We start from the raw sequence: 22,092 nt of genomic DNA on the forward strand, positions 1-22,092 counted from the left end.
AAAATAGCAAATGAAAGATTCCATAAAAGAAGTAGCACATTATTTAGATTGGTCAAAACTAGGTAGACATTCGGTATTGATCTATTTGTTTATGGTGGTTTTAGGGTATTTGTTTCTACAGCTGGGAAGCATTCCTTCGATGATTATTTATCAATATTTGAACATAGACCCTTTATCCACAATCGGTGTTTTGTATTCTTTTATTTTTCCACTATTTTTTTTACTGTTTTTTGGTTGGCTCGTTTTCGGAAGACCTTATTTCAGTATTTATGGTCCCTCTAAAAAAATGCTTTGGAAGGATTTTGGCCTTGGCGTTTTATTTCAATGGTTAATTTCGGCTACTTTTATTGTTTTAATTGTAATCGTTATGCCGGAAAAGGTAGTTTCTTACATTGGTTTTAAAGAAAATTTAGGAAATGAGATTCCTATTTTGATGATAACCATTGTAGGTTATTTGATACAAACTTCTTGTGAAGAACTCTACTTCAGAGGTTATTTGATGCAAGCTACCTACAGAATAATTCCTTTTTTGCCGGTAGTAATTGGGCTTCAAGCGCTTCTTTTTGGTCAGTTGCATATTGGCAACGTCAAAGCTTGGGGCGATACTTTTATGGCAGGAGTTCCGTATTTTTTGCACGCAAGTGCTTTTGCTTATGCTGCTTGGCGCACGGGTTCTTTATTTTTTGCTTGGGGTCTTCATTTTGGCAATAATTCCTTTTTGGCATTGTTTGTGGCTTCGAAAGGCGATGCAGTGACCTCGATTGCTCCTTTTGCCGCTGAAATAGCAAGTGTGAATCGTTTGATTGTATTCAGTACAATCGAAATAATACTCTTAGTAATTTTTTTAGAAATCGTGTATAAAAACCGCTATCCATCACGTTCCATTTGGACGATGTTAGTCAAAAAAGATTGATTTGGGAGAAATCAAATCGCAGCCTTTTTGTGTATAAATAATAATATTTGACTATCCTTAACTAATACCAAATTATGCAATTTAGTTAGTTTATAATAAACAATGTTCCTTTTCTCTTGAAACCATTAAGGGTTTGAGAAAATTAAGGTTTTGAGTATGCTTAATGAAACTAGCGAAGCTAACTTAATGTTCTTAATGATTTGAAATAAAATGAATGTTCACAACATTTTCGGTAGAACCAAAATTTCAATTAATGGATTATAAAAAATTAAACCACATAGGAGAAAAGTAGTCGAAATTGTTAAAAAAGATTGACATAGAAAATTCTTTTTGCACATAGTGCTGTGAATACTATGCAAAAGCATAGCTTTCTAAAAATAGAAACTATGTGGTAAAAAAAATTCACAACATTTCCAGTAAAACCAAAAAAAAAGACCGATACAAAATTTTTGTATCGGTCTTTTTTATGAATTCGTAAGTTGAACTTAAGAATGTTTTACAACCTACTATCCACCGTAAATTACAGCATCTGGAATATAATATTTTTCAGTTCCATTGCAGATAATTTCCCACTCATCTGAGCTGATTTTTGCAAAAGATAATTTACAGTTGGTTGATTTGCAAGTCCATTCTCCTTGCGAAAACACAAATACTCGTTTGCTTTTACCAGGCATAGTAGCGTGTACTTCTGCACCGCCATTAGAGCGAATAACTCCAAATTTAGCCGAGGTAGGTTTAGAACCGTTTGCAGCTCTTAAATCGCCTGTTGCATTATAATTGGTTCCTGAAACTTTAGCGTCACCACTGTTGCTGCTCGCAGGAATACTGATACTTAAACTATAGGTTGCTTTTTCACCGCGTCTGGCAGAGCTTCTCATTTGATACACTCTGATTTTATAGGTACCACTTTTAGTCAAATTAAGACTGCAAGTGTTGCCCTCATTTTGCCCGATGAAATCAGCTGCCCCTTCAGATCCAGGCGGAAGCACATTAAAATAACTGCTTTTAGAGGTTGGTTTTAAGGTTACTTTTAAAGTTTGGCCTGCATTGGCTCCTACTGTGTAATCAATAGTTTGTTCACCAACGATAGTACCATTGATTACTGTTGATGATTTACCCGTTGGGAAGGAAACTTTTTTTGTAATAATTTGAGCTGAGGTGGCAACTGGAAACAACGCCAGAATTGCTACAAATAAGCCCATTCTTTTTAAACATTTTTTCATAATAAGTTGTTTTAACGGTTATTAACTCAAATTTATAAAAAAAACTAAAATTATATTTATCTTAAATAAAAAATTAACACAATGTTTAACTTTGTTTAATACCATATTATAAATAAGCAGTCAACGAAATTTTACGTTTACATTATTGGATAAGCTAGCCACCTGAACCGTTTCAGGCGCTGGAGCGGTTTTTTTTTAAGGGTTTGGTTGATATAGAATTGTTAAGGGTTGCTTTGGATGGTATTGCGGATTTTATTTTTTAATAAGTAGCCTTGATGGATTTATATTTTTTGTTTTCTGACTTATGTGAAAAACTAGCCTTGAAATTAATTTGTACCCACTAGGTCTTAGTCATTAAGACTCCTACTAAAAATTTTGAAAGTCCTATTTTTCCATAAACGATCTAATTAAAAGCTACTAATCGAACTTGGGTTACTAGCAATATGTTTTAAATCATACCTATTGTGATTATTTTGAAACCCATTGAGTACTCGATATGGATAATTTTGTCACAGCTATTTTGATGCTACCATTTATGAACTACAATTTTCTTAGCCATTAAAACATCTTTTGAGCTCTATTCCATCCAACTTATTTTATTAAACCATTAACCATTTTGCAATTATGACTTCAGAAAGTTCAAAAACCAATTGGGGACAATTTATTCCCCTAGTAACCGTATTCTTCTTTTGGGGATTTGTTGCCGCGAGTAACGACATTTTAATCCCCGTTTTCAAAAAAGCCTTTGATTTGACACAAGGTCAAAGCCAGTTCGTTTCCATCGCTTTTTACATTTCTTATACCGTGGGTTCCTTGATATATATGGGAGTTTCTTTATTGATGAAACAAGATTTAGTCAACAAAATAGGCTATAAGAACGGTTTGGCATTAGGATTAGTAATTTCTGCTCTTGGAACTTTATTATTTTATCCAGCTGCCAATACAGGTTCTTATCCGTTGATGTTGGCTGGATTATTCACTGTTGGGTTAGGATTTTCGTTACAACAAACGGTTGCCAATCCACTAGCGATTGCTTTGGGGCCAATAAAAACAGGTTCGCAACGATTGACGTTGGCTGGAGGAATCAACAATTTTGGAACTACTATTGGTCCTCTAATTGTAAGTTTTGCCATTTTTGGAGCTGCTGCTACCGGAAACACGAATATGAGTATCGAAAGTGTAAAAATTCCATATTTAATTTTAGGATTGGCTTTTTTGTTAGTTGCTGTATTGTTGAAATTTTCTTCTTTGCCAGAACATCCTCAAACCATAGAAGAATCTTCAGAAGAAGCAGCTACAGCAAAAAGCTCTGCTTTACAATATCCTCAATTGGTTATGGGGATGATTGGCATTTTTCTGTATGTAGGTGTCGAAGTTTCTACGGCAAGCAACTTACCGGCTTATATGGAAACCAAATTGGGTTTTGCCATCGGTGATATTGCTCCTTATATCTCCTTGTATTGGGCAAGTTTAATGATTGGTCGTTGGACTGGAGCTGTCGAAGCTTTTACCGATAATATGACCACTCAAAAAATTCTGCGTTTCTTGGCACCGTATTTGGCTTTTGGTATTTTCTTGCTTGTTAATGCCATTGCAAAACACGACTTGACTCCTTTCTACGTATATGGATTGATTATTTTGGTGTTAATTGCTGCCGATATGGCTAGTAAAGGGAATCCTGCCAGAATGTTACTGATTTTTGCTTCATTGGGAATTGTAGCCTTATTTATAGGAATGGCAACAAGCGGAATGGTAAGTGTTTATGCTTTTACAAGTGTTGGATTATTTTGCAGCACGCTTTGGCCTTGTATCTTTACTTTGGCGGTAAGTGGATTAGGAAAACATACCAGTCAAGGTAGTAGTTTTTTGATTATGATGATTATGGGTGGTGGAATTGTAAGTTGGTTGCAAGGTTTTGTTTCGGATAGCATAGGAATCCAGAATAGTTATATTGTCGGGGTAATATGTTTTGCTTATTTGGCATTTTATGCTTGGAAAGTGAGTGGTATTCTAAGAAATCAAGGGATTGATTTTGATACCAAAATTAGTGGAGGACACTAATTTTTTAGGTTCTACCGGGTTTTGAATAAATTTGAAATTAATTTAAACCACATAGAAAAGTGGTCGAAATTGTTGAAAAGATTGACCTAGAAAATTCTTTTTGCCATAGTGCAATGAATAGTATGCAAAAGCAATGCTTTCTATAAATGAAATCTACATTCTGCTAGCTATCGGAACCATACTAAAAACTATGTGGTAAAAAAACTTCACAACATTTCTAGTAAAACCATTTTTTATGCAGGATTTCGATTTAGGTTGCCTTGCAATTTGTAAAATTCAGGACCTAGTTCAAATGGCTATTTTAAGCAGGTGGGTATAATTAACAATAACCTTCATCAAAAATAATTTACACCTAACGAGTTATTTTATGGAGGTCAAGATAGGCTTCGTTTGATTCTTCAATTTTTCAATTCCACATACCATTGAATTATATCTTCAAAAATAGTCCGTGAGGCTTTCGGTATTGCTAACAATACGGCTTACTCACGGAGTTTAACGCGGATTCTGGGTTTAAAAAAAGAAAAAGAGGAATTTTTTAATTGGACTTAAATTATACTCTTTATGATTATTATGAAACCCGATACAATTGTAGTAACGCTAATTTTGGCATTATAATTTTAGTGATATGGTTTATTTATTAGCCTAAAGTTCTTAAAATCATAAAAACGATTTGTTTACTGATTTGGACTCGAAAAACAGAATCGTATTTTTTTACCCTAAAACTATAAAGAATAGTGGGGATAAAAGAGGTCCTGATTGTGATAATAGCATAAAGGGTACAAGGCAGAAGGCAGATTATTTTATAGATTTTAAACTGCCCCTGAACCAAAAACACAAACCAAAAGAGAATACTATTATTAATTACTAATTCAATATTTTATTAACCAAAAAACAATTATTATGAAAAAACGATTACACAATCGGAAAAAACGAACCACCTTCTTGTACAGCTTGTGCTTGATGCTGCTGTGTGCTAATGTGGGATTCGCGCAAGGACCATGGAATTTTCCAACAGATATTCAAAGTTGGGTCGTTCAAGGGTCTTCTGCAGTTAGCTGGGATGGGACTGTTTTTAATAATGCTTCTGGCTCATTAAAGACTGTAACCACAGCTATAACAGCTGGTGCAAAATCACCAACATTCACACCTACAATAGCTGGAAATTACATCTTTTCTGCTTACATTAAAGGTACAGCGGGAGATAAAGTAAGATTAGATATTTTTCAAGGATCTGCTTCTGTTGGTACAGATTATACTTTGCTTACAAGTAACTTCGAACTTGTAACGCGAACAGTTACTGTTGTTGGAGGAACAAATATGACACTAAGAATACTAGACAGAATTGGTTCAAAAACTCTCTATATAGATGATGTTTCATTTACTTATGTCCCTCCTGCAGGATCTATTTTAACTACAAATGTAATTGGTGGAGGTACGGTAACTAAAAGCCCAGACCAACCTTCTTATACTGCTGGTTCTGTTACAGTAAATGCTATACAAAAAACACATTGGTTGTTTAGTACCTGGTCTGGAGATCTTACGGGAACTACAAACCCAGAAAGTGTACCTTTAGATGGTACTACTAATAAGACGGTAACTGCAAATTTTATTGTTGATCCAGCCTTTAATTATGCCTTTAATTATAACTTAGGTACTGATTTAGAAGGTTGGGCACCAGATGCTGCTCAACTAACAGCTTCCGTTTCTGGAGGCATTGCTACTTTGACACCTACAGCAAATCAATTTGCTAGGTTTAGTTTACTTAATTTTCCTATACCTTCGGCAAATTATAATAAAGTAACGCTAGTTTTAAAAAATAATTCTGCCACCACAAACGAATTGGCAATAATCGCTGGAGCTACAACTGGAAATGTTACGACAATAACCACTAGCGATGCTGGATATCAAACTTATGTTATCGATCTGACAGCAAATGCAGGTTGGACAGGTTCGGTTACCTCTTTTAAAATAAGATTTGCAAATTCAACAAATAGTGGAAAACCTTCAGATGCAGGGACTATAGAAATTGACAGTATTATTTTTTCCTATACTTATCCAACAACTTATTATTATAAAGGTGTCGGTTCTTTAGCGAGTTTAGCTAGCTGGTCTTCAAAAGAAGATGGTTCAGGTGCGGCCCCAATCAATTTCACAGCGGATGGAATTACCTATAGAATATCAACATCTGTTGCAACAGATGCATCTTGGACCGTTTCAGGAGTCGGCTCCAAAGTTATTTTTGGAAAATCAACAGCGGCAGCAGTTACATTAACTGTCGCAGATACTTTTCCAATTATAGGAACTATCGATGTAACTGCTGCAAGTACTGGATCGAACAGTGTTTTATGGCAAGATGCAACAACTCCTTCTTTCGGTTCTTTAAATACAAACTCAGAAGTGCATTTTCAGAAATCAGCCACTTTCACATTTAGTTTGGTTCCTACTTTTGGAAAATTATTTATTGACAATTCTAGTGCAGTAACTTTTGGAGCAGGAATAAAAAATGTTACAACATCTTTAACTATTGGTTCAGGAAGTAGTTTAGCTACTGGTGATGGTTTAATCCTAAAATCAACCGCTACAAAAACTGCAGTGGTAGCTCCTGTTTTAGGCTCTATTACTGGTAATGTAACTGTAGAACGTAATATTCCTGCAAGTCAAAGAGCCTATCGCTTATTGAGTCCAGCTGTGACTACTAGTACTTTTATCGATGCCAACTGGCAGTTAGGAACTCATATTACAGGTACTGGCGGAGCTACCAATGGTTTTGATGTAACAACTAGTAATGGTTCGTCGATGTTTATACATAACAATACGACTCCTGCTTGGGTAGCAGTTGGCAATACAAATGCAACAGTTCTTACTGCGGGAGTTCCTTATCTTATTTATATCCGAGGAAGTAGAACTGCCTCTCTAACCGTTGTTGCAGAAGTTCCACCGGTAACAATAGCTAGTGATGCCACAACTTTGAGTGCAACCGGTGTTTTAACTACAGGAAATGTTACTGTTAATGGTTTAAATGAAACTGCGAACGGATTTAGTGCTGTGGGAAATCCGTATCAAGCACAAGTTGATATGCAAGCAGTATTAGCTAGTGCAACAAATCTAAACAACGGATTCTATTATGTAGTCGATCCCGCTTTGGGAACCAAAGGGGGCTATCTTACTGTAGATGTTACTGCTGCTGCAACCGCAGAAATTAGCAAAAATTTACAACCAGGACAGGCTTGTTTTGTTCAAACTCTAGCTGCAGGTCCAGCGTCACTAACTTTTACAGAGGCAAATAAAACAGAGGCCTCGGCGCAAACCAACATATTCAAGGTGAAAAATTCAGTGCAATCAGGACTTGATTTAACTTTATTTGATGCAGCTTCAAACAGATTGGATGTTTTGAAAATTGCTTTTGATGCCAGTGAAACCAATGCTGTAAACCAAAATGATGCGTCTAAATTGACCAATTTTGATGAAAGTATGGCTACTTCTAACAACGGTAAATTATTGGCTATCGAGAAAAGAGCGATGCCAACTGCTACTGATGAAATTCCGTTGAATATCACTAAATACAGAGGAACATCCTATTCATTGAAACTACAAGGTACAGGATTGACAGCAACTCCTTATTTGTTGGATACGTTCTCAGGAACAACTACGGAGATTCCACTAGACGGCAGCGTAGATTATGCTTTTACTGTTGATGCGGGAAATACGGCTACTTCGGCTGCCAACCGTTTCAAATTGATTTACGCCAAAACATTGAAAGTAATAGACAATGCCACAGCAGGATTTAGTTTGTATCCTAATCCATCCAAAGCAAATTCATTCAATATTGTGATTCCTCAAGGCAATGCTAAAGCTTCGCTAACCGTAAGCAATTTGTTGGGACAAAAATTGTATTCTCAAAATGATCTACAGGCGGGTGCTACAGAAAGAATTACGGTAGCCAATGTGAAAACTGCAGGAGTATATTTGGTTAGCTTGACTTCGGAAGGTAAAACCTCAACAACGAAATGGATTGTAGAATAATTAAAAAAACAGAAAAGATGAAAAATACAAATAGATTTTCTACGATAGTAAACAAAACCCTATTGTTGGTTATTTTTATGATGGTTTCTATTCCAGAAGCATTTGCTCAAGATCCAACAGATTTACCTGACGCTCCAGTTGACGAACCTGCAGCACCCATTGACGACTACGTTTGGGTGATGGGGTTGATAGGTCTAGTATTCGTTTTCTTGCGATTCAGAGCGATGACTCAGCAAGAAAGCAGGACTCAAGAATAAAAATTGAGGTTCAAAATTAGTTCAAAATCCCCCGATACTCTTCGGGGGGAGAACTAATTATAAACACAGTCGTTTTTAGGAAAAACGAAAGAGTATTGTTCATTCAACTAACCGAAATACAACCCAAAGGCTGCACATTTTATTGTTGTAAAGTCTAAAAAATAATACAATAAATTATTGCCTCGATGCACAGCGAAATCAATTGAAAACTACGGATTAAAAATTCTAGTGACAACAAACTAAATTCAAAACGCATGGCACTACCCAAGGTGGCTAGGGCTTGCTAGGTTCAAAAACCAAAGAAATAGTTTTGGTTTTAGTCCTAATTAAATGCGCTTAAAAACAACAACATTATGATAACTATTTCAACTATTAGAAAAGCCTTCGCTCTACATCAATTTAACACCCTGACATTAGTCAATAATGGTGTGATTTTGAATAGCGGAAAAAAAAGCGAGAAAGAAATTTTATATTCTGAATTGGATAAGATTTATATTAAAAGAAATAATTTGAACCCCATTATTGAACTAATGCTGATCAGCTTGCCCTTTTTGCTAATCTATATTGTCCTACAGTACGCTCCATTCGAAATGCTCATTATCGCATCCTTCTTTTCCATTTTTCCTGTTTTCATAGCGGTGCACAATTACAAATGGTATGTGCTAAAACTGCGACTCAAAGATGGAACTACGCATTGCAAAAGAGTGTCCCTTCATTTGAAGTCAGAAAGTGTTAGTATAATGGATAAAGTATATTGTGAACATTTGCATTACCAAGCCAACAGACTGATGTCGGCTTAAAAAGGAGAAGAGTGAGAGCTAATCCAAGTAGGTTTGTTTGTTAGTTTCAATAGCATTTTTAGAATCGTAATCAAATTGCACCAAGGTCTTAGAAAACCAAAGAAATTCAATATGAAATCAAAATCAATCATTCTGCTGGTAGTCTTGCACCATCTTTCCATTTTGTCATTGCAAGCCCAAATCACGCCCAATGCCATGGTAGCCAAAATGGGAAGAGGAATCAACCTTGGGAATGTGCTCAGTGCGCCTATCGAAGGTAATTGGGCGCCACCGGTGCAAGAATCTTATTTTGACAATATTGCTTTAGTGGGATTTAAAACCGTTAGGATTCCAATACGTTTTGACAGCTATACCACTCCGTTTTCCAGTGTGACTTACAAAGATGCAAATGGAAATTATATAGGCAATGTATCTGATTATACGGTGAGTACTGCTTATTTAAATCGTATAGAACAAGTGGTAGATTGGGCTTTGGCTAAAGGACTTATCCCCATTATTGATGTTCACGGGGATCATTGGTTTTGGGAGAGTTACCGAGCAACTATTGGAGGTCAACCAAATCCGGATTACAAAACAGGGGCAGATCGCTTAGCTGCAGAAGATCGCTTCAGAGCCATCTGGACCGCCATTTCGACCCGTTTTCAAAATAAATCGGAGAATTTATTGTTCGAAATAATGAATGAGGCTTATTTTTCGATGAATGAGGCAGAGGTAGATAACACCAACACTTATATTTTGAATATTATCAGGGCGACCAATCCTACTAGAAATGTCATCGTAAACGGAGGCAAGAAAAATTCTTATGAATCTCCTTTGCAAATGGGAGTTTCTTATCCTAATAACAACAATTATTTGTACAATGATAAGTATCTCATCGCGACTTTTCATTACTATTTGCCTCGAGCCTTTACAGCTTCGGCCGATGCTACAAATAACGATAACGATTGGGGAACTGTACAGGACAAATTGGATGTTGATGCTCATTTCAACCTAGTAAAAAATTGGTCACAGACTGTTGGCGTTCCCGTATTTTTAGGAGAATTTGGTGCTGACAATGAAGGCGGTTTTAATTACAGCACGGGGCAATATGGCGCGAATGGTGGACCGGATCCTGCTTCCAGAGCGGAATTTCATAGGTATTTGGCACAGAAAGCCATTGATTTGGGTTTTTCTTTTGCGGTTTGGGATGCGGGCGATGAATCTGGAAAAACCATTTATAAAGTAACCAATAAAGATTGGGTTGTCGATGTACGAAATGCCGTTTTGAATGCCCAATGCAGTAGTTCAGGAATTATAGACAATGCTGATTTGGAGTGTAATTATGATTTCGTTTGGGGATTAACCACACAAAATGGGGCAGTAGCCAGCCGAAACAATGCCTTGACTGCGGAAAGCTACAACAATAGCAAAACCATAAAAATTAATGTTGCTACAGCGGGGACAAATCCCGAAAGTGTTATTCTCAATAATAAAACGGCAACCACCGGTTTTACCATAGGTGCTAATTATTCGTTTCGCTGTTTTGCCAAAGGAAATAACAACCAAACTTTCAATATTCGCATAAAAGCAGTCATCAACGGAGTTGAAGCATACCAAACTTCACCGAATTTGACTTTGACCAATGCGTATCAAGAATTTGCTTTTCCGTACACGGTTCAGCCGAACACGACTTCATTGGAGTTTCAGCTTCTTTCTGGTTTGAATGCAGGAGATTATTATTTCGATAATTTTTCGGCTACAACTGTTCTAAATGGCAATTATTATTATGATGGTTCAGGTTCGGTAGCCGATACAATCAATTGGTGGTCGAATACCGATGGAACAGGAGTAAATCCAAGCAATTTCACTGCCGATGCACAAATTTTTATTCTCCGAAATACCACAGCGGTTACAACTACTGCTTCTTGGACGGTTTCGGGTGCAGGATCTAAAATAGTGGTTGGCGATTCCTCTCAACCGGGACTTAGTCTAACGGTGGCGAATACTTTTCCAATTACGGGAACTATCGATATTGCTGCGGCCAGTTCGGGAGTGAATAGTCTTGTTTGGCAGAGTACCATTTTGCCAACTTTTGGAACATTAGATAGTACTTCAGAAGTTCATTTTCAACTCGCTTCAGGAACTAATTATGCTTTTGTAACTAGCCCTAGTTTTGGGAAATTGTTTATAGATGGTTCAGGTTCTGTTAGTTTTTCGAGTACCACCATTCCAGTTGTCGTACTAACTTCCTTGACCGTTGCTAGTGGTTCCATATTGAATTTAGCATTTGCAACAGCAAATTATGTTTACCTTACTGCAGGAGCAACAGCTGTTATAAATGGTACTGTGAAAAGCCCAAAATTGGCAGGGATTTTTAGTTTTGGTGTGGGTACAGCAGATTTAGCAAAAGGGTCCATTCAATTTTTCGATGCAAATCCAAATTTAATACTTGGTGCTGCAAGTACTATCGAGTATTCAAGGTCTACAGCATCAGGAACCTCAACGCAAATAATTTCTACTTTACCCACAACTGTTAGCTATGCAAATCTCACGTTTTCAGAGGTACCGTCGGCAGGCTCCACAACAAAAACAATAAACGGACCTATTGTAGTAACAAATAAATTGACCGTAAGTCAGTCAACAAATGCAGGAAGTACATTCACCACAGGAGGCTTTTTAACCTTAAAATCCACAGCAACTCAAACTGCTGTTGTCTCTCCAGTTGTGGGAACGATTACCGGTAACGTAATTGTCGAACGCTATATTCCATCTGGTTTTAGAGCCTATCGTTTGCTGAGTTCACCAGTTACAACTTCGACTTCAGTGCAAGCGAATTGGCAAGAAAATAGCCTGAACGCAAACCCAAATCCAGGGTACGGAACGCATATAACCGGCGTCGGAGGAAACACAAATGGTTTCGACGCTACCACTTCTAATGCCCCATCTTTGTTTACCCATAACAATACAGGAGCTCCCGCTTCTTGGACGGCTATGACAACTACCACTGGTACACTTGCGGCAGGATTGCCCTATTTAATTTATATCAGAGGAAGCCGCCAAGCCACTAATATTTCGACCTTGGGCAATGATGCTACGACCTTGAGAGCAACGGGAGTTTTAAAAACAGGAACTGTGGCAGTTACTAATTTAAATGCTACCGCGAATGGATTTAGTGCGATTGGAAATCCTTATCAGGCACAAGTGGATATGCAAGCGGTATTATCAACTTCAACTAATTTGAATACCTCATTCTATTATGTTTTAGAACCAAAAATGGGTTCAAAAGGACAATATGTTACCGTTAATGTGGTGACCAATACCAATACTGGAGGTTCGACTGCGAATCGATATTTGCAACCTTGGCAAGGAGCTTTTGTAAAAACAGTAGCTGTACCGACGGCAACTCCTACGCTTTCTTTTACTGAAAATAACAAATATGAAGGTACACCACAAACTTCGGTTTTCAAGACGGCCAACACCAGTTCTAGCCTGCGTTTAGCCTTGTATGAAACCGCTAGTTTAGCACAAAATGGCTATCCTTTAGATGGTTTAATTGTTGATTTTGGTGCAAGCGAAAGTAATGAGGTCAATCAAAATGATGCGGTCAAGTTAACCAACTTCGACGAAAATATGGCGACTTCGAATAGCGGTAAATTATTGTCTATCGAAAGAAGAGCAATTCCAATTGAAGCGGATCAAATTCCATTGAGCATTAATAATTACAAAGGAACTAATTATACGCTAAAAATCGATGCTAGTGCATTGACAGGAGCCAATCCGTACCTACAGGACAGTTACACCAACACCACTACCGAAATACCCCAAGAAGGCAACTTGAATTATAATTTCACCGTTGATGCCGGTATTCCTGCCTCAGTAGCTTCGGATCGATTTAAGATAGTATATGCTAAAACATTGGGAATTGATCAGCCGAATTTCGATTCCAATTCAATCGTCGTTTATAAAGACAAAGGCGTATTTTATGTCAATTCAGGTGCTGAAGTACTGGATTCAATTACCATCTTTGATATTCAAGGAAAAAAAATAGGGCAACACAAAAACATCAATAGCAAATCGTATCGCTTCAATGCAGCGGGAATTTCACCGCAGGTACTGATTTTTAAAATTAGTACAGCGGAAGGTAAAGTGGTCAGTAAGAAAGTTGTGAATTAAATAATGATACAGTAAATAATTAAACCAAATTATAGATCTCTATTAACATAAGAACAGTTAAACAATTTGATTTAAGCTTTAAAATACGATAGGATGAAAATTATTTCCACTAATTCCAATGAAATCCAATTCGACAAGCAACTTATGACCGAGAATGGCTTAGTTGTACAATACAAGAAAAATGAGTGGAATGAAATTCCGTTTTCGGATCTTGATAAAATTTATATCAAAGTATACCAATCAAAACTTAAAAACATTTCGATCTTATTTCCAGTGCTACTTGCTTTCCTTTTTATTGAGTATGCTCAACTAGACATAACCATGTTTATGGCCTTGTTTCCCGTTTTTCCATTTTTTCTAAAAATAAATTATTTTAGAAGATTTGCGGTACTAGTTCAGTTAAAAAATGGAAGGCAATACAGGAAAAATTTTCCTGTAAAAAAGAAGTATAAACATATAGAATTCATAAACGCGGTTAAAACGGGAGTTCAGAAAAATGCAGGTTCAAATGAAAAGTATCAGCTTAGTATTTTGCCTTCAGAAGTCAGTAGCTTAAAAAAATTAAATAGAGCAAATTGATTCACCGGACTTATTATTAAGGCTTCTTAGATGAATATGAAAGCCGATAAAGTAAAAATTAAATTAACATTAGTAATAGTAACAAAATAATAATTTATTATGAGAACAAAAAATTACCTTAAAGTAATTTTATTTTTATCTTTCCTTTCCTTTTACTCCAACGCTCAGGTAGTCAACACGACTTTAGACCCAACAGTGAGAGATAAAGCAAATTTAGACATAGGATTTAATCGTAGATCTGATAGTGGAATTTGGTGGACAGATGCTTCTTTTAAAAATCTAGTTGCTGAGATGAACCCCGATGTGGTGCGCTATCCCGCTGGAACCCAAGCCAATTATTGGGATTGGCGTACAGGAAAGTTTATCGACAATACCGATAAAACTTGGGGTGCAAATACCGAGGTGCTTAAAATTCCACAATTTGTGAGTGTGCTTCCCAATCGAACCAAAATCATTTATGTGGTTAATATGGCTAGGCCTACGCCAATAACTGGAGTCGATGTCAATGCTAGTGAAGCTACACTCAAAAGTACCTCAACTTTAGACCTGAAAATAACGGATATGCTCGCCGCTTTAGCCGAATTTGGAGCGCAAGGTAAATTGCCTTTTGCTATTGAATTGGGTAATGAGTTTTACTTTGGTAATACAGAAAGTGGCATTTATGAAATTACACAAGTTGGAAGCATTTACTATGGTGGTTGGGATGCTGCAAATAGTAAACCTTTTCAAGCGAATAGTAAAAAGGACGCCACTGTATTTATAGCAAATCTTTATTTAGAGCAATGCAATAGAGTGGTAGCTGCGATAAAAGCCCAATATCCTAATATGAAGTTTGCATTATGCACCACTAAATTGGAGGCTAATGCGCAAGCAAGAGAAGTCTGGAATAATACCATTTTTGATGGGCTCAACACCAACCCCAATTATACGGCATTAAAAAATAGTATTTATGCAGTTACACAGCATCATTATCTTAATGATACTTACGGAGATCAAACTATAATCAACACTAATGCTACTGCAAAAGTAGCTATTGCCGAAGGTATACAATATCCAATAGACTCGCAAGCAGACTATAATTTGGTTCCTTCCAATTATAAAATTTGGTTCACAGAATATGGAGTGACAAAAACCAATGCCGATCTCACTTGGGCTTCTGGAGTTCGATACGCTGCTTTAGTGCAAAGTTGGATTACTCGAGGAGATAAAGTGGGTCAACTCGATTATCATTATATTTCCGACAGCAATGTAGTACAACCCAGCAATCCTATGAAACTAGCACCTATTGGCATTGCCGCAAAATTAGTTGCCAAAGCTTCGGCCGATATGACTGAAATGCAAGAAATAAATTTCGGAACCAATCCCATTTCTGTCAATGGCGTGAAATCATTGTACGGATATAAATTCAAAAACAACAAAAAGGAAACGCTCTTACTAATCAATACAAGTGACACTAATTTCACTCAGGTTCAATTCAGTAATTTATTTACTTCTTCGTCCCAACCCAAAATGACTCAATATTATTCGGACGCTCCTTATGTTACTGGAGTTGTTGAGGGTAACTCAAATATAGTTTCTACTACTGGAAATGTAAATAACTTTATCGATATAAGAAATTTTTCGGTTACAGTAGTTGAGGTCGACATACAAACTTTTTATTACGATGGTTCAGGTCCATTGACCACACTAACTAACTGGGGATCTAATGCAGATGGAACGGGAACGAATCCTTCAAATTTTACTGCGAACGGACAGACATTCATCATTAGAAATACCACAGCGGTGACAACTACCGCGCCTTGGACGGTTTCAGGAACCAATTCTAAAATAGTGGTTGGCGATTCCTCTCAACCGGGACTTAGTCTAACGGTGGCGAATACTTTTCCAATAACAGGAACTATCGATGTTACTGCGGCTAGTTCAGCGGTGAATAGTCTTGTTTTGCAAACTACCACTTTGCCCACTTTTGGAACATTAGATAGTACATCAGAAGTTCATTTTCAGGCGGCAAGTTCTACTTATGTTATAAATGCTACTTTTGGAAAAATATTTTTCGAAAATAATTCGTCATTTACTGTTACAACCCCTTTCGTGGTACAAACTTCCTTAAATGTTTCTTCTGGTTCTACTTTAAATATAAATAATACATCCTACTGTTATTTGAATTCAGGGGCAACAGCTGCAATTGCCGGCACGTTCAGAACCGCCCGGGCTTCTGGTTTTGTAGCTTTTGGAATTGCTAGTCCGAATACTACTAATCCACCGGTTCAATTTCAAGGAGCTGAAATTGCAGGAACAAGTCTAATTTTGGCGGGAAGTACTATCGAATATTTTAGAAGTGGTAATTTATCTGCACAAACGATATCACCAAGAACGGATTATGCTAATTTGAGTATTAATGATGGCAGCGGTGGATTCAATATTAAAACAATTTCTGCTCCTGTTACCGTTTCTGGTAAATTAACTTTAAATTTAATTAATGCGGGAAGTTCGCTGGTAACAAACGGTTTTTTAACTTTAAAATCCACAGCAACTCAAACCGCTGTTGTTGCCCCAGTTGTGGGAACGATAAACGGAAATGTAATTGTAGAACGCTATATTCCTGCAGGTTTCAGAGCTTATCGTTTATTGAGTTCACCAGTTACGACTTCGACTTCAATTCAAGCGAATTGGCAAGAAAATAGCCTGAACGCAAACCCAAATCCAGGGTACGGAACGCATATAACTGGAGGCGGAGGAAATGTAAATGGTTTTGACGCTACCACTTCCAATGCCCCATCTTTGTTTACCCATAACAATACGGGAGCTCCCGCGTCGTGGTCGGCTATGACAACTACCGCTGGTACACTTGCAGCAGGATTGCCATATTTAATTTATATCAGAGGAAGCCGTCAAGCCACTAATATTATGACCTTGGGCAATGATGCTACGACTTTAAGAGCAACGGGAGCTTTAAAAATTGGAACAGTTGCAGTTCCCAATTTAAATGCTACGGCGAATGGATTTAGTGCGATTGGAAATCCTTATCAGGCACAAGTAGATATGCAAGCGGTATTATCAACTTCAACCAATTTGAATACCTCATTTTATTATGTTTTAGAGCCCAAAATGGGTACAAAAGGACAATATGTTACCGTTAATGTGGCAACTAATACCAATACTGGCGGTTCGACTGCGAATCGATATTTGCAACCTTGGCAAGGAGCTTTTGTAAAAACAGTAGCTGTACCGACGGCAACACCTACGCTTTCTTTTGCTGAAAATAACAAATATGATGGTACACCACAAACCTCGGTTTTCAAGACGGCCAATACCGTTTCTAGCCTTCGTTTAGCATTGTATGAAACCGCCACTTTAGCACAAAATGGCTATCCTTTAGATGGTTTGATTGTTGATTTTGGTGCAAACGAAAGCAATGGGGTCAATCAAAATGATGCAGTCAAGTTAACCAACTTCGATGAAAATATGGCGACTTCGAATAGCGGTAAATTATTGTCTATCGAAAGAAGAGCAATTCCAATTGAAGCGGATCAAATTCCATTGAGCATTAATAATTACAAAGGAACTTATTATACGCTAAAAATCGATGCTAGTGCATTGACAGGAGCCAATCCGTACCTACAGGACAGTTACACCAACACCACTACCGAAATACCCCAAGAAGGCAACTTGAATTATAATTTCACCGTTGATGCCGGTGTTCCTGCCTCGGTGGCTTCGGATCGATTTAAGATAGTGTATGCTAAAACATTGGGAATCGATCAGACGAATTTCGATTCCAATTCGATTGTGGTTTATAAAGACAAAGGCGTATTTTATGTCAACTCAGGTGCTGAAGTACTGGATTTAATTACCATCTTTGATATTCAAGGAAGAAAAATAGGGCAACACAAAAACATCAAAAGCAAATCGTATAGCTTCAATGCGGTAGGAATTTCACCGCAGGTACTGATTTTTAAAATTAGTACAGCGGAAGGTAAAGTAGTAAGTAAGAAAGTTGTGAATTAGGCTTTGAATTGACAATAAATTGAAATTTACCAATTGAACTAATTTTTTTCTTTACCGTTTGCAACAGATATCATTTATGAAATAATTTGGTTTTAGGCATTATTTTATTACTAATTTGACCACAATAAATTCTATATTTGATACAACTTAGAAAAATGAACAAAAAATAATTTCAAAAGTACCGTTTTGACAAATAAACATTTATTTATACTTCTCATTTTCCTCTTTCAAATATGTAATTTGGAAGCCCAATCCTATGCCGTATTTGAAAAACTAAAATCCGACAATGATATTACTCAAAGTATTATTTATGCTGTAGCTCAGGATAAATATGGATCAATTTGGCTTGCTACCGAAGAAGGTGTGGTTAGAAACGACTCCAGAGATTCCTATGTATATAATAAATATTACGGACTACCCGAAGGAGTGAATAATCGGATATTAACTGTTTTTATAGACTCAAAACAGCGTATTTGGATTGGTACCGAAAACGGACTTTGTGTCTATAATGCTAAAGAAGACAAATTTCGTTTGGTTTCTGCCAAAAGTCAAACGAGTTCATTTATTGTCAGCAAAATTGTTGAAGACAATAAGGGGGTAATTTGGATTTCGGCCAATAATGGTTTGTGGAAATGCTCTTGGAATAGTGAACAATACGTTTTAAATGAAATTGTTAACCCAGCGTTTTTTAGTATTTGTGCTATCAACTCCTCAATTCTTTTTAGTAATGCCAATAGTTTGTTTCTATTGAACACACTGAACAATACTACTACAAAAATAGAAGGTTTTCCAGTAAGCACTTCGTCAATTACTACAATAAAAAAAATAGGACAATATGTCTTTATTGGTACAACAAACGGGAAACTATATAGAACTGATGTGAATTTTTCTGGCTTTGCTGTAGTACTTTCCGACGCTAGATTAAACGATTTCACTATAAAAGACATAGTAGTTTACAATAAAAACTATTTTGTGGCTACCGATGGTGGCGGTGTCATTGTCCTGGATAAAAATTTTAAAATCATCAAACAATATTTGCATAACGAAGATGATATAGATTCCATTTCTAGCGATGGTGTTCACGATTTGTTTGTCGATAAGCAAAATATTCTCTGGATTGCTACCTACGGAGGGGAGTTAAATTACATCAATTCACTAAAAAATAATTTTACTGTAATAAAACATCAAACGAGGAATACAAATAGCTTATCCAATAATTTATGCCGTTCCTTTCTTGATGTGGGTAATAATACGGTTTGGTTTGGAACGAAAAACGGTATTAACATTTGGAATAGGAATATAAATTCGTGGAAACACTTAAAAAATATTGGCAATTCATCCACAGGTGAAATTATTCTAACGATGGCACTGGATGGAGATTATGTTTGGGCAGGAACCTATTACAGCGGTCTATTCAAGATTAATAAAAACACTTTGGCATTAGAACACTATGGAGACACAGAGCCAATTCAACGTAATATTCCGATCAAAAAAGTATTTAAAGTTTATATCGACAAGCAAAACAACAAATGGATCGGCGGGGTAAATGGTAATTTGACCGAAATTAAGGCAAATGGGCAAATCAAAGTGTACGGAATAAATCAAATTCGGGATATTATCCAGGCAAAGAATGGAGATATAATTACGGTTGGTAAAAACGGAGTATTTCGAATTAGTACCGCTGGAGTATTATCTGAAATTATCAATCTTCGCGCCAAAAAAGGGAGCTTAGAATATGTTACTTTAAATAGTGTTTTAGAAACCAAGGAAGGAAAATTACTAATAGGTTCCAATGGGGCTGGAATTATTATTTATGATATTCAAACCAAAAAAATTAGTACGATTACAAGTGATTCCGATTTACCATCCGATATTGTACAAGGCATTATAGAGCATAGTCCTGATGAATATTGGGTCAGTACTACCAAAGGTATCGCGAAAATACTGATTTCAGAATCCTTAACCACCATTGTAAAATATGATAAAAGTGATGGACTTTCGAGTAATGAGTTCAATTATAATGCGTATGCTAAATTAAATTCGGGCGAATTAATTTTTGGCGGTCTTGATGGAGTTACCCTATTTCACCCCAATAAAATTAGTACTCAAGCGTATTTGCCGCAAGTGGTTTTAGAAGAGTTTTCATTATTTAATGAAATCGTTAAACCCGGAACCAAAATTCTTGAGTCGCATATCAATGAAACCGAACTACTCAACTTGAAATATTCGCAAAACTCCATAGCCTTTAAATTTATAGGGGTCTTGCACGGATTTTCTTCCAAGGTTAAATACACCTGGAAATTAGAGGGATTCGATGAAAATTGGTCCAAACCAAGTAGTAAAATACGCGTAAATTATACCAATTTAAGTTATGGGGATTACACTTTCAAGGTCAGAGCTTCGAATAAAGACGGTATTTGGGGTCAAGAAAAATCTGTTGTAATAAGTATCGCAAGACCTTGGTGGGCCTCTTATTTGGCTTACTTAATTTATGTTTTAATTTTTGGAGGCTTATTATATGCCGTGGTATATGTAACCACGCTTTGGCAATCCAAAAGAAATAAAGAAGAACAAATAAATACGCTTAATAATATCACTCACGAAATCAAAACACCTTTAAGCATATTAATTGCATCCTTAGAAAACGAAACGGATGTTAGTAATAAATCAGAGATTAAGTCCAATATAAAGCGATTGAATTCTTTAATAGGTCAAATGCTCAATTTTCACATTGTTACTTCGGATAACGATATACCGGTTGAAATATCAAAAATTAGAATTGACGAGTATTTTTTGGATATTACCAATCACTTTAATCCTTTGTTGAGTGAAAAAAAATTGGATATCGTGATCAACAATAGTTTTGAAAAAGAAATATTTTACTTTGAAAAAGAAGACTTAGACAAAATTATGTTTAATCTCATTTCCAATGCTATAAAATACTCTAAAGAAAATGGCAAAATAACAGTTGCTATTTCCTATAATAAAAAAGAGAATTTAATTATAGAAATATCGGATAATGGAATAGGAATACCCAAAGACGAACAAAAATATATTTTGAATAATTATTACAGAGCACGAAATGTTGCCAATAGCAAATATTCAGGTACCGGTCTGGGATTGATGATCGTAAAAAATCTGGTGGAAAAAAGCAAGGGAAAAATCTCTTTCGAGAGCAAGGAAGATATGGGGACCACTTTTAGGGTAGAATTGCCCAATCAAGAAAGTTCCTATTTGTTATCGGCTATAAAAAAGGATGATGCAACTGCAGTGTCATTTGATGTTTCAGAGCTAGAACGATTCAATAATTGTAAAATATTGATAGTTGAAGACAATGATACCATAAGACGGAATATGGTTCAATTTTTAGAAAATTACTTTTTGATTTACGAAGCTACCAATGGTAAAGAAGGACTAGATATGGCGCTACAAATCTTCCCTGATTTGATACTAACCGATTATATAATGCCCTTGATGGATGGAGTCGAAATGTGTAATGCCATAAAAGATGATATCAATTTAAATCATATTCCTGTATTTATGATGACTGTTTTGCATAGCAGCTCGCATGAACAAAAAAGTATAGAAAGTGGAATTACAGAATATTTTGAAAAACCCATCAATATCAATATTCTTTTGGCCAAAATAAATAATTTATTTAGTTGGCAGGAAAAACTAAAAGGCAAATATATGCATCAAGGTGATGTTGACAATGCCGAAAAATTCAAAACCAAAAAAGACGCTGATTTTATTGAAAAATTAGAGTTGATTGTTTTAGATAAAATTAGAGATGAAGAATTTACACTTCAAGATATTTGTAATAAAATAGGGATGAGTAGGACTTCCTTGTATATGAAATTGAAGAGCTTAATCGATTTATCGCCTCAAGATTTTATCATTCATACCAAATTAAAATATGCTAAGCGATTGCTTGTCGAAGGTGATATCAATATCAAAGAAGTTGCCTACTCTGCGGGTTTTGCCAATCCAAAGTATTTTAGTACCTCCTTTAAAAAGCAATTCGGAATGACCCCTACTGAATTTGTAAGCAGTCTTGGAAGAGAGTGATTTAAGGG

General features: G+C 36.3%; 10 protein-coding genes. 9 read left to right on the forward strand and 1 reads right to left on the reverse strand.

Features of this window, described 5'->3' with window-relative positions; all coding sequences use genetic code 11:
- Positions 1-10 precede the first annotated feature (10 nt).
- Positions 11-913 carry a CPBP family intramembrane glutamic endopeptidase gene (locus tag E1750_RS17100; protein WP_133277934.1) on the forward strand — a complete coding sequence of 301 codons (903 nt, stop codon included), beginning with the start codon at positions 11-13 and terminating at the stop codon, positions 911-913.
- Positions 914-1,419: 506 nt separating this feature from the next.
- On the opposite strand, the gene E1750_RS17105 is transcribed toward E1750_RS17100, so the two are convergent.
- Entirely contained in the window at positions 1,420-2,136 is a 717-nt protein-coding gene (locus tag E1750_RS17105) for a hypothetical protein (RefSeq protein ID WP_133277935.1), read from the reverse strand.
- A gap of 624 nt (positions 2,137-2,760) precedes the next feature.
- On the opposite strand from E1750_RS17105, the gene E1750_RS17110 reads away from it, so the two are divergent.
- The 8 genes from E1750_RS17110 to E1750_RS17145 all read left to right on the forward strand — a co-directional run bounded on the left by E1750_RS17110 (position 2,761) and on the right by E1750_RS17145 (position 22,084).
- Positions 2,761-4,197, forward strand: coding sequence for an MFS transporter (locus E1750_RS17110; protein WP_133277936.1), 1,437 nt, complete (start codon positions 2,761-2,763; stop codon positions 4,195-4,197).
- A gap of 900 nt (positions 4,198-5,097) precedes the next feature.
- Positions 5,098-8,220 carry a T9SS type A sorting domain-containing protein gene (locus E1750_RS17115; RefSeq protein WP_133277937.1) on the forward strand — a complete coding sequence of 1,041 codons (3,123 nt, stop codon included), beginning with the start codon at positions 5,098-5,100 and terminating at the stop codon, positions 8,218-8,220.
- A gap of 17 nt (positions 8,221-8,237) precedes the next feature.
- Entirely contained in the window at positions 8,238-8,477 is a 240-nt protein-coding gene (locus tag E1750_RS17120) for a hypothetical protein (protein ID WP_133277938.1), read from the forward strand.
- 353 nt (positions 8,478-8,830) lie between these two features.
- A complete protein-coding gene (locus tag E1750_RS17125; RefSeq protein WP_133277939.1) occupies positions 8,831-9,277 on the forward strand; it encodes a hypothetical protein in 447 nt (148 codons plus the stop codon).
- A gap of 111 nt (positions 9,278-9,388) precedes the next feature.
- A complete protein-coding gene (locus E1750_RS17130) occupies positions 9,389-13,429 on the forward strand; it encodes a cellulase family glycosylhydrolase (protein ID WP_133277940.1) in 4,041 nt (1,346 codons plus the stop codon).
- Between the two features lie 93 nt (positions 13,430-13,522).
- Positions 13,523-14,008: a hypothetical protein gene (locus tag E1750_RS17135; RefSeq protein ID WP_133277941.1), complete on the forward strand. Its 486-nt coding sequence runs from the start codon at positions 13,523-13,525 to the stop codon at positions 14,006-14,008.
- 99 nt (positions 14,009-14,107) lie between these two features.
- Positions 14,108-18,016, forward strand: a complete 3,909-nt coding sequence (locus tag E1750_RS17140) for a hypothetical protein (RefSeq protein WP_133277942.1) — start codon at positions 14,108-14,110, stop codon at positions 18,014-18,016.
- Between the two features lie 240 nt (positions 18,017-18,256).
- On the forward strand, positions 18,257-22,084 hold the full coding sequence (locus tag E1750_RS17145; protein WP_133277943.1) for an ATP-binding protein: 3,828 nt from the start codon (positions 18,257-18,259) through the stop codon (positions 22,082-22,084).
- Positions 22,085-22,092: the final 8 nt, after the last annotated feature.

The sequence above is a fragment of the Flavobacterium nackdongense genome (assembly GCF_004355225.1).
In the GTDB taxonomy this organism is placed as follows: Bacteria; Bacteroidota; Bacteroidia; order Flavobacteriales; family Flavobacteriaceae; genus Flavobacterium; species Flavobacterium nackdongense.

What these genes read in the sequence shown, in the direction of transcription:
- E1750_RS17125 (WP_133277939.1), top strand. Translation starts at nt 8,831, where the DNA reads ATGATAACTATTTCAACTATTAGAAAAGCCTTCGCTCTACATCAATTT.
- E1750_RS17110 (WP_133277936.1), top strand. Translation starts at nt 2,761, where the DNA reads ATGACTTCAGAAAGTTCAAAAACCAATTGGGGACAATTTATTCCCCTA.
- E1750_RS17135 (WP_133277941.1), top strand. Translation starts at nt 13,523, where the DNA reads ATGAAAATTATTTCCACTAATTCCAATGAAATCCAATTCGACAAGCAA.
- E1750_RS17115 (WP_133277937.1), top strand. Translation starts at nt 5,098, where the DNA reads ATGAAAAAACGATTACACAATCGGAAAAAACGAACCACCTTCTTGTAC.
- E1750_RS17130 (WP_133277940.1), top strand. Translation starts at nt 9,389, where the DNA reads ATGAAATCAAAATCAATCATTCTGCTGGTAGTCTTGCACCATCTTTCC.
- E1750_RS17120 (WP_133277938.1), top strand. Translation starts at nt 8,238, where the DNA reads ATGAAAAATACAAATAGATTTTCTACGATAGTAAACAAAACCCTATTG.
- E1750_RS17105 (WP_133277935.1), bottom strand. Translation starts at nt 2,136, where the DNA reads ATGAAAAAATGTTTAAAAAGAATGGGCTTATTTGTAGCAATTCTGGCG.
- E1750_RS17100 (WP_133277934.1), top strand. Translation starts at nt 11, where the DNA reads ATGAAAGATTCCATAAAAGAAGTAGCACATTATTTAGATTGGTCAAAA.
- E1750_RS17140 (WP_133277942.1), top strand. Translation starts at nt 14,108, where the DNA reads ATGAGAACAAAAAATTACCTTAAAGTAATTTTATTTTTATCTTTCCTT.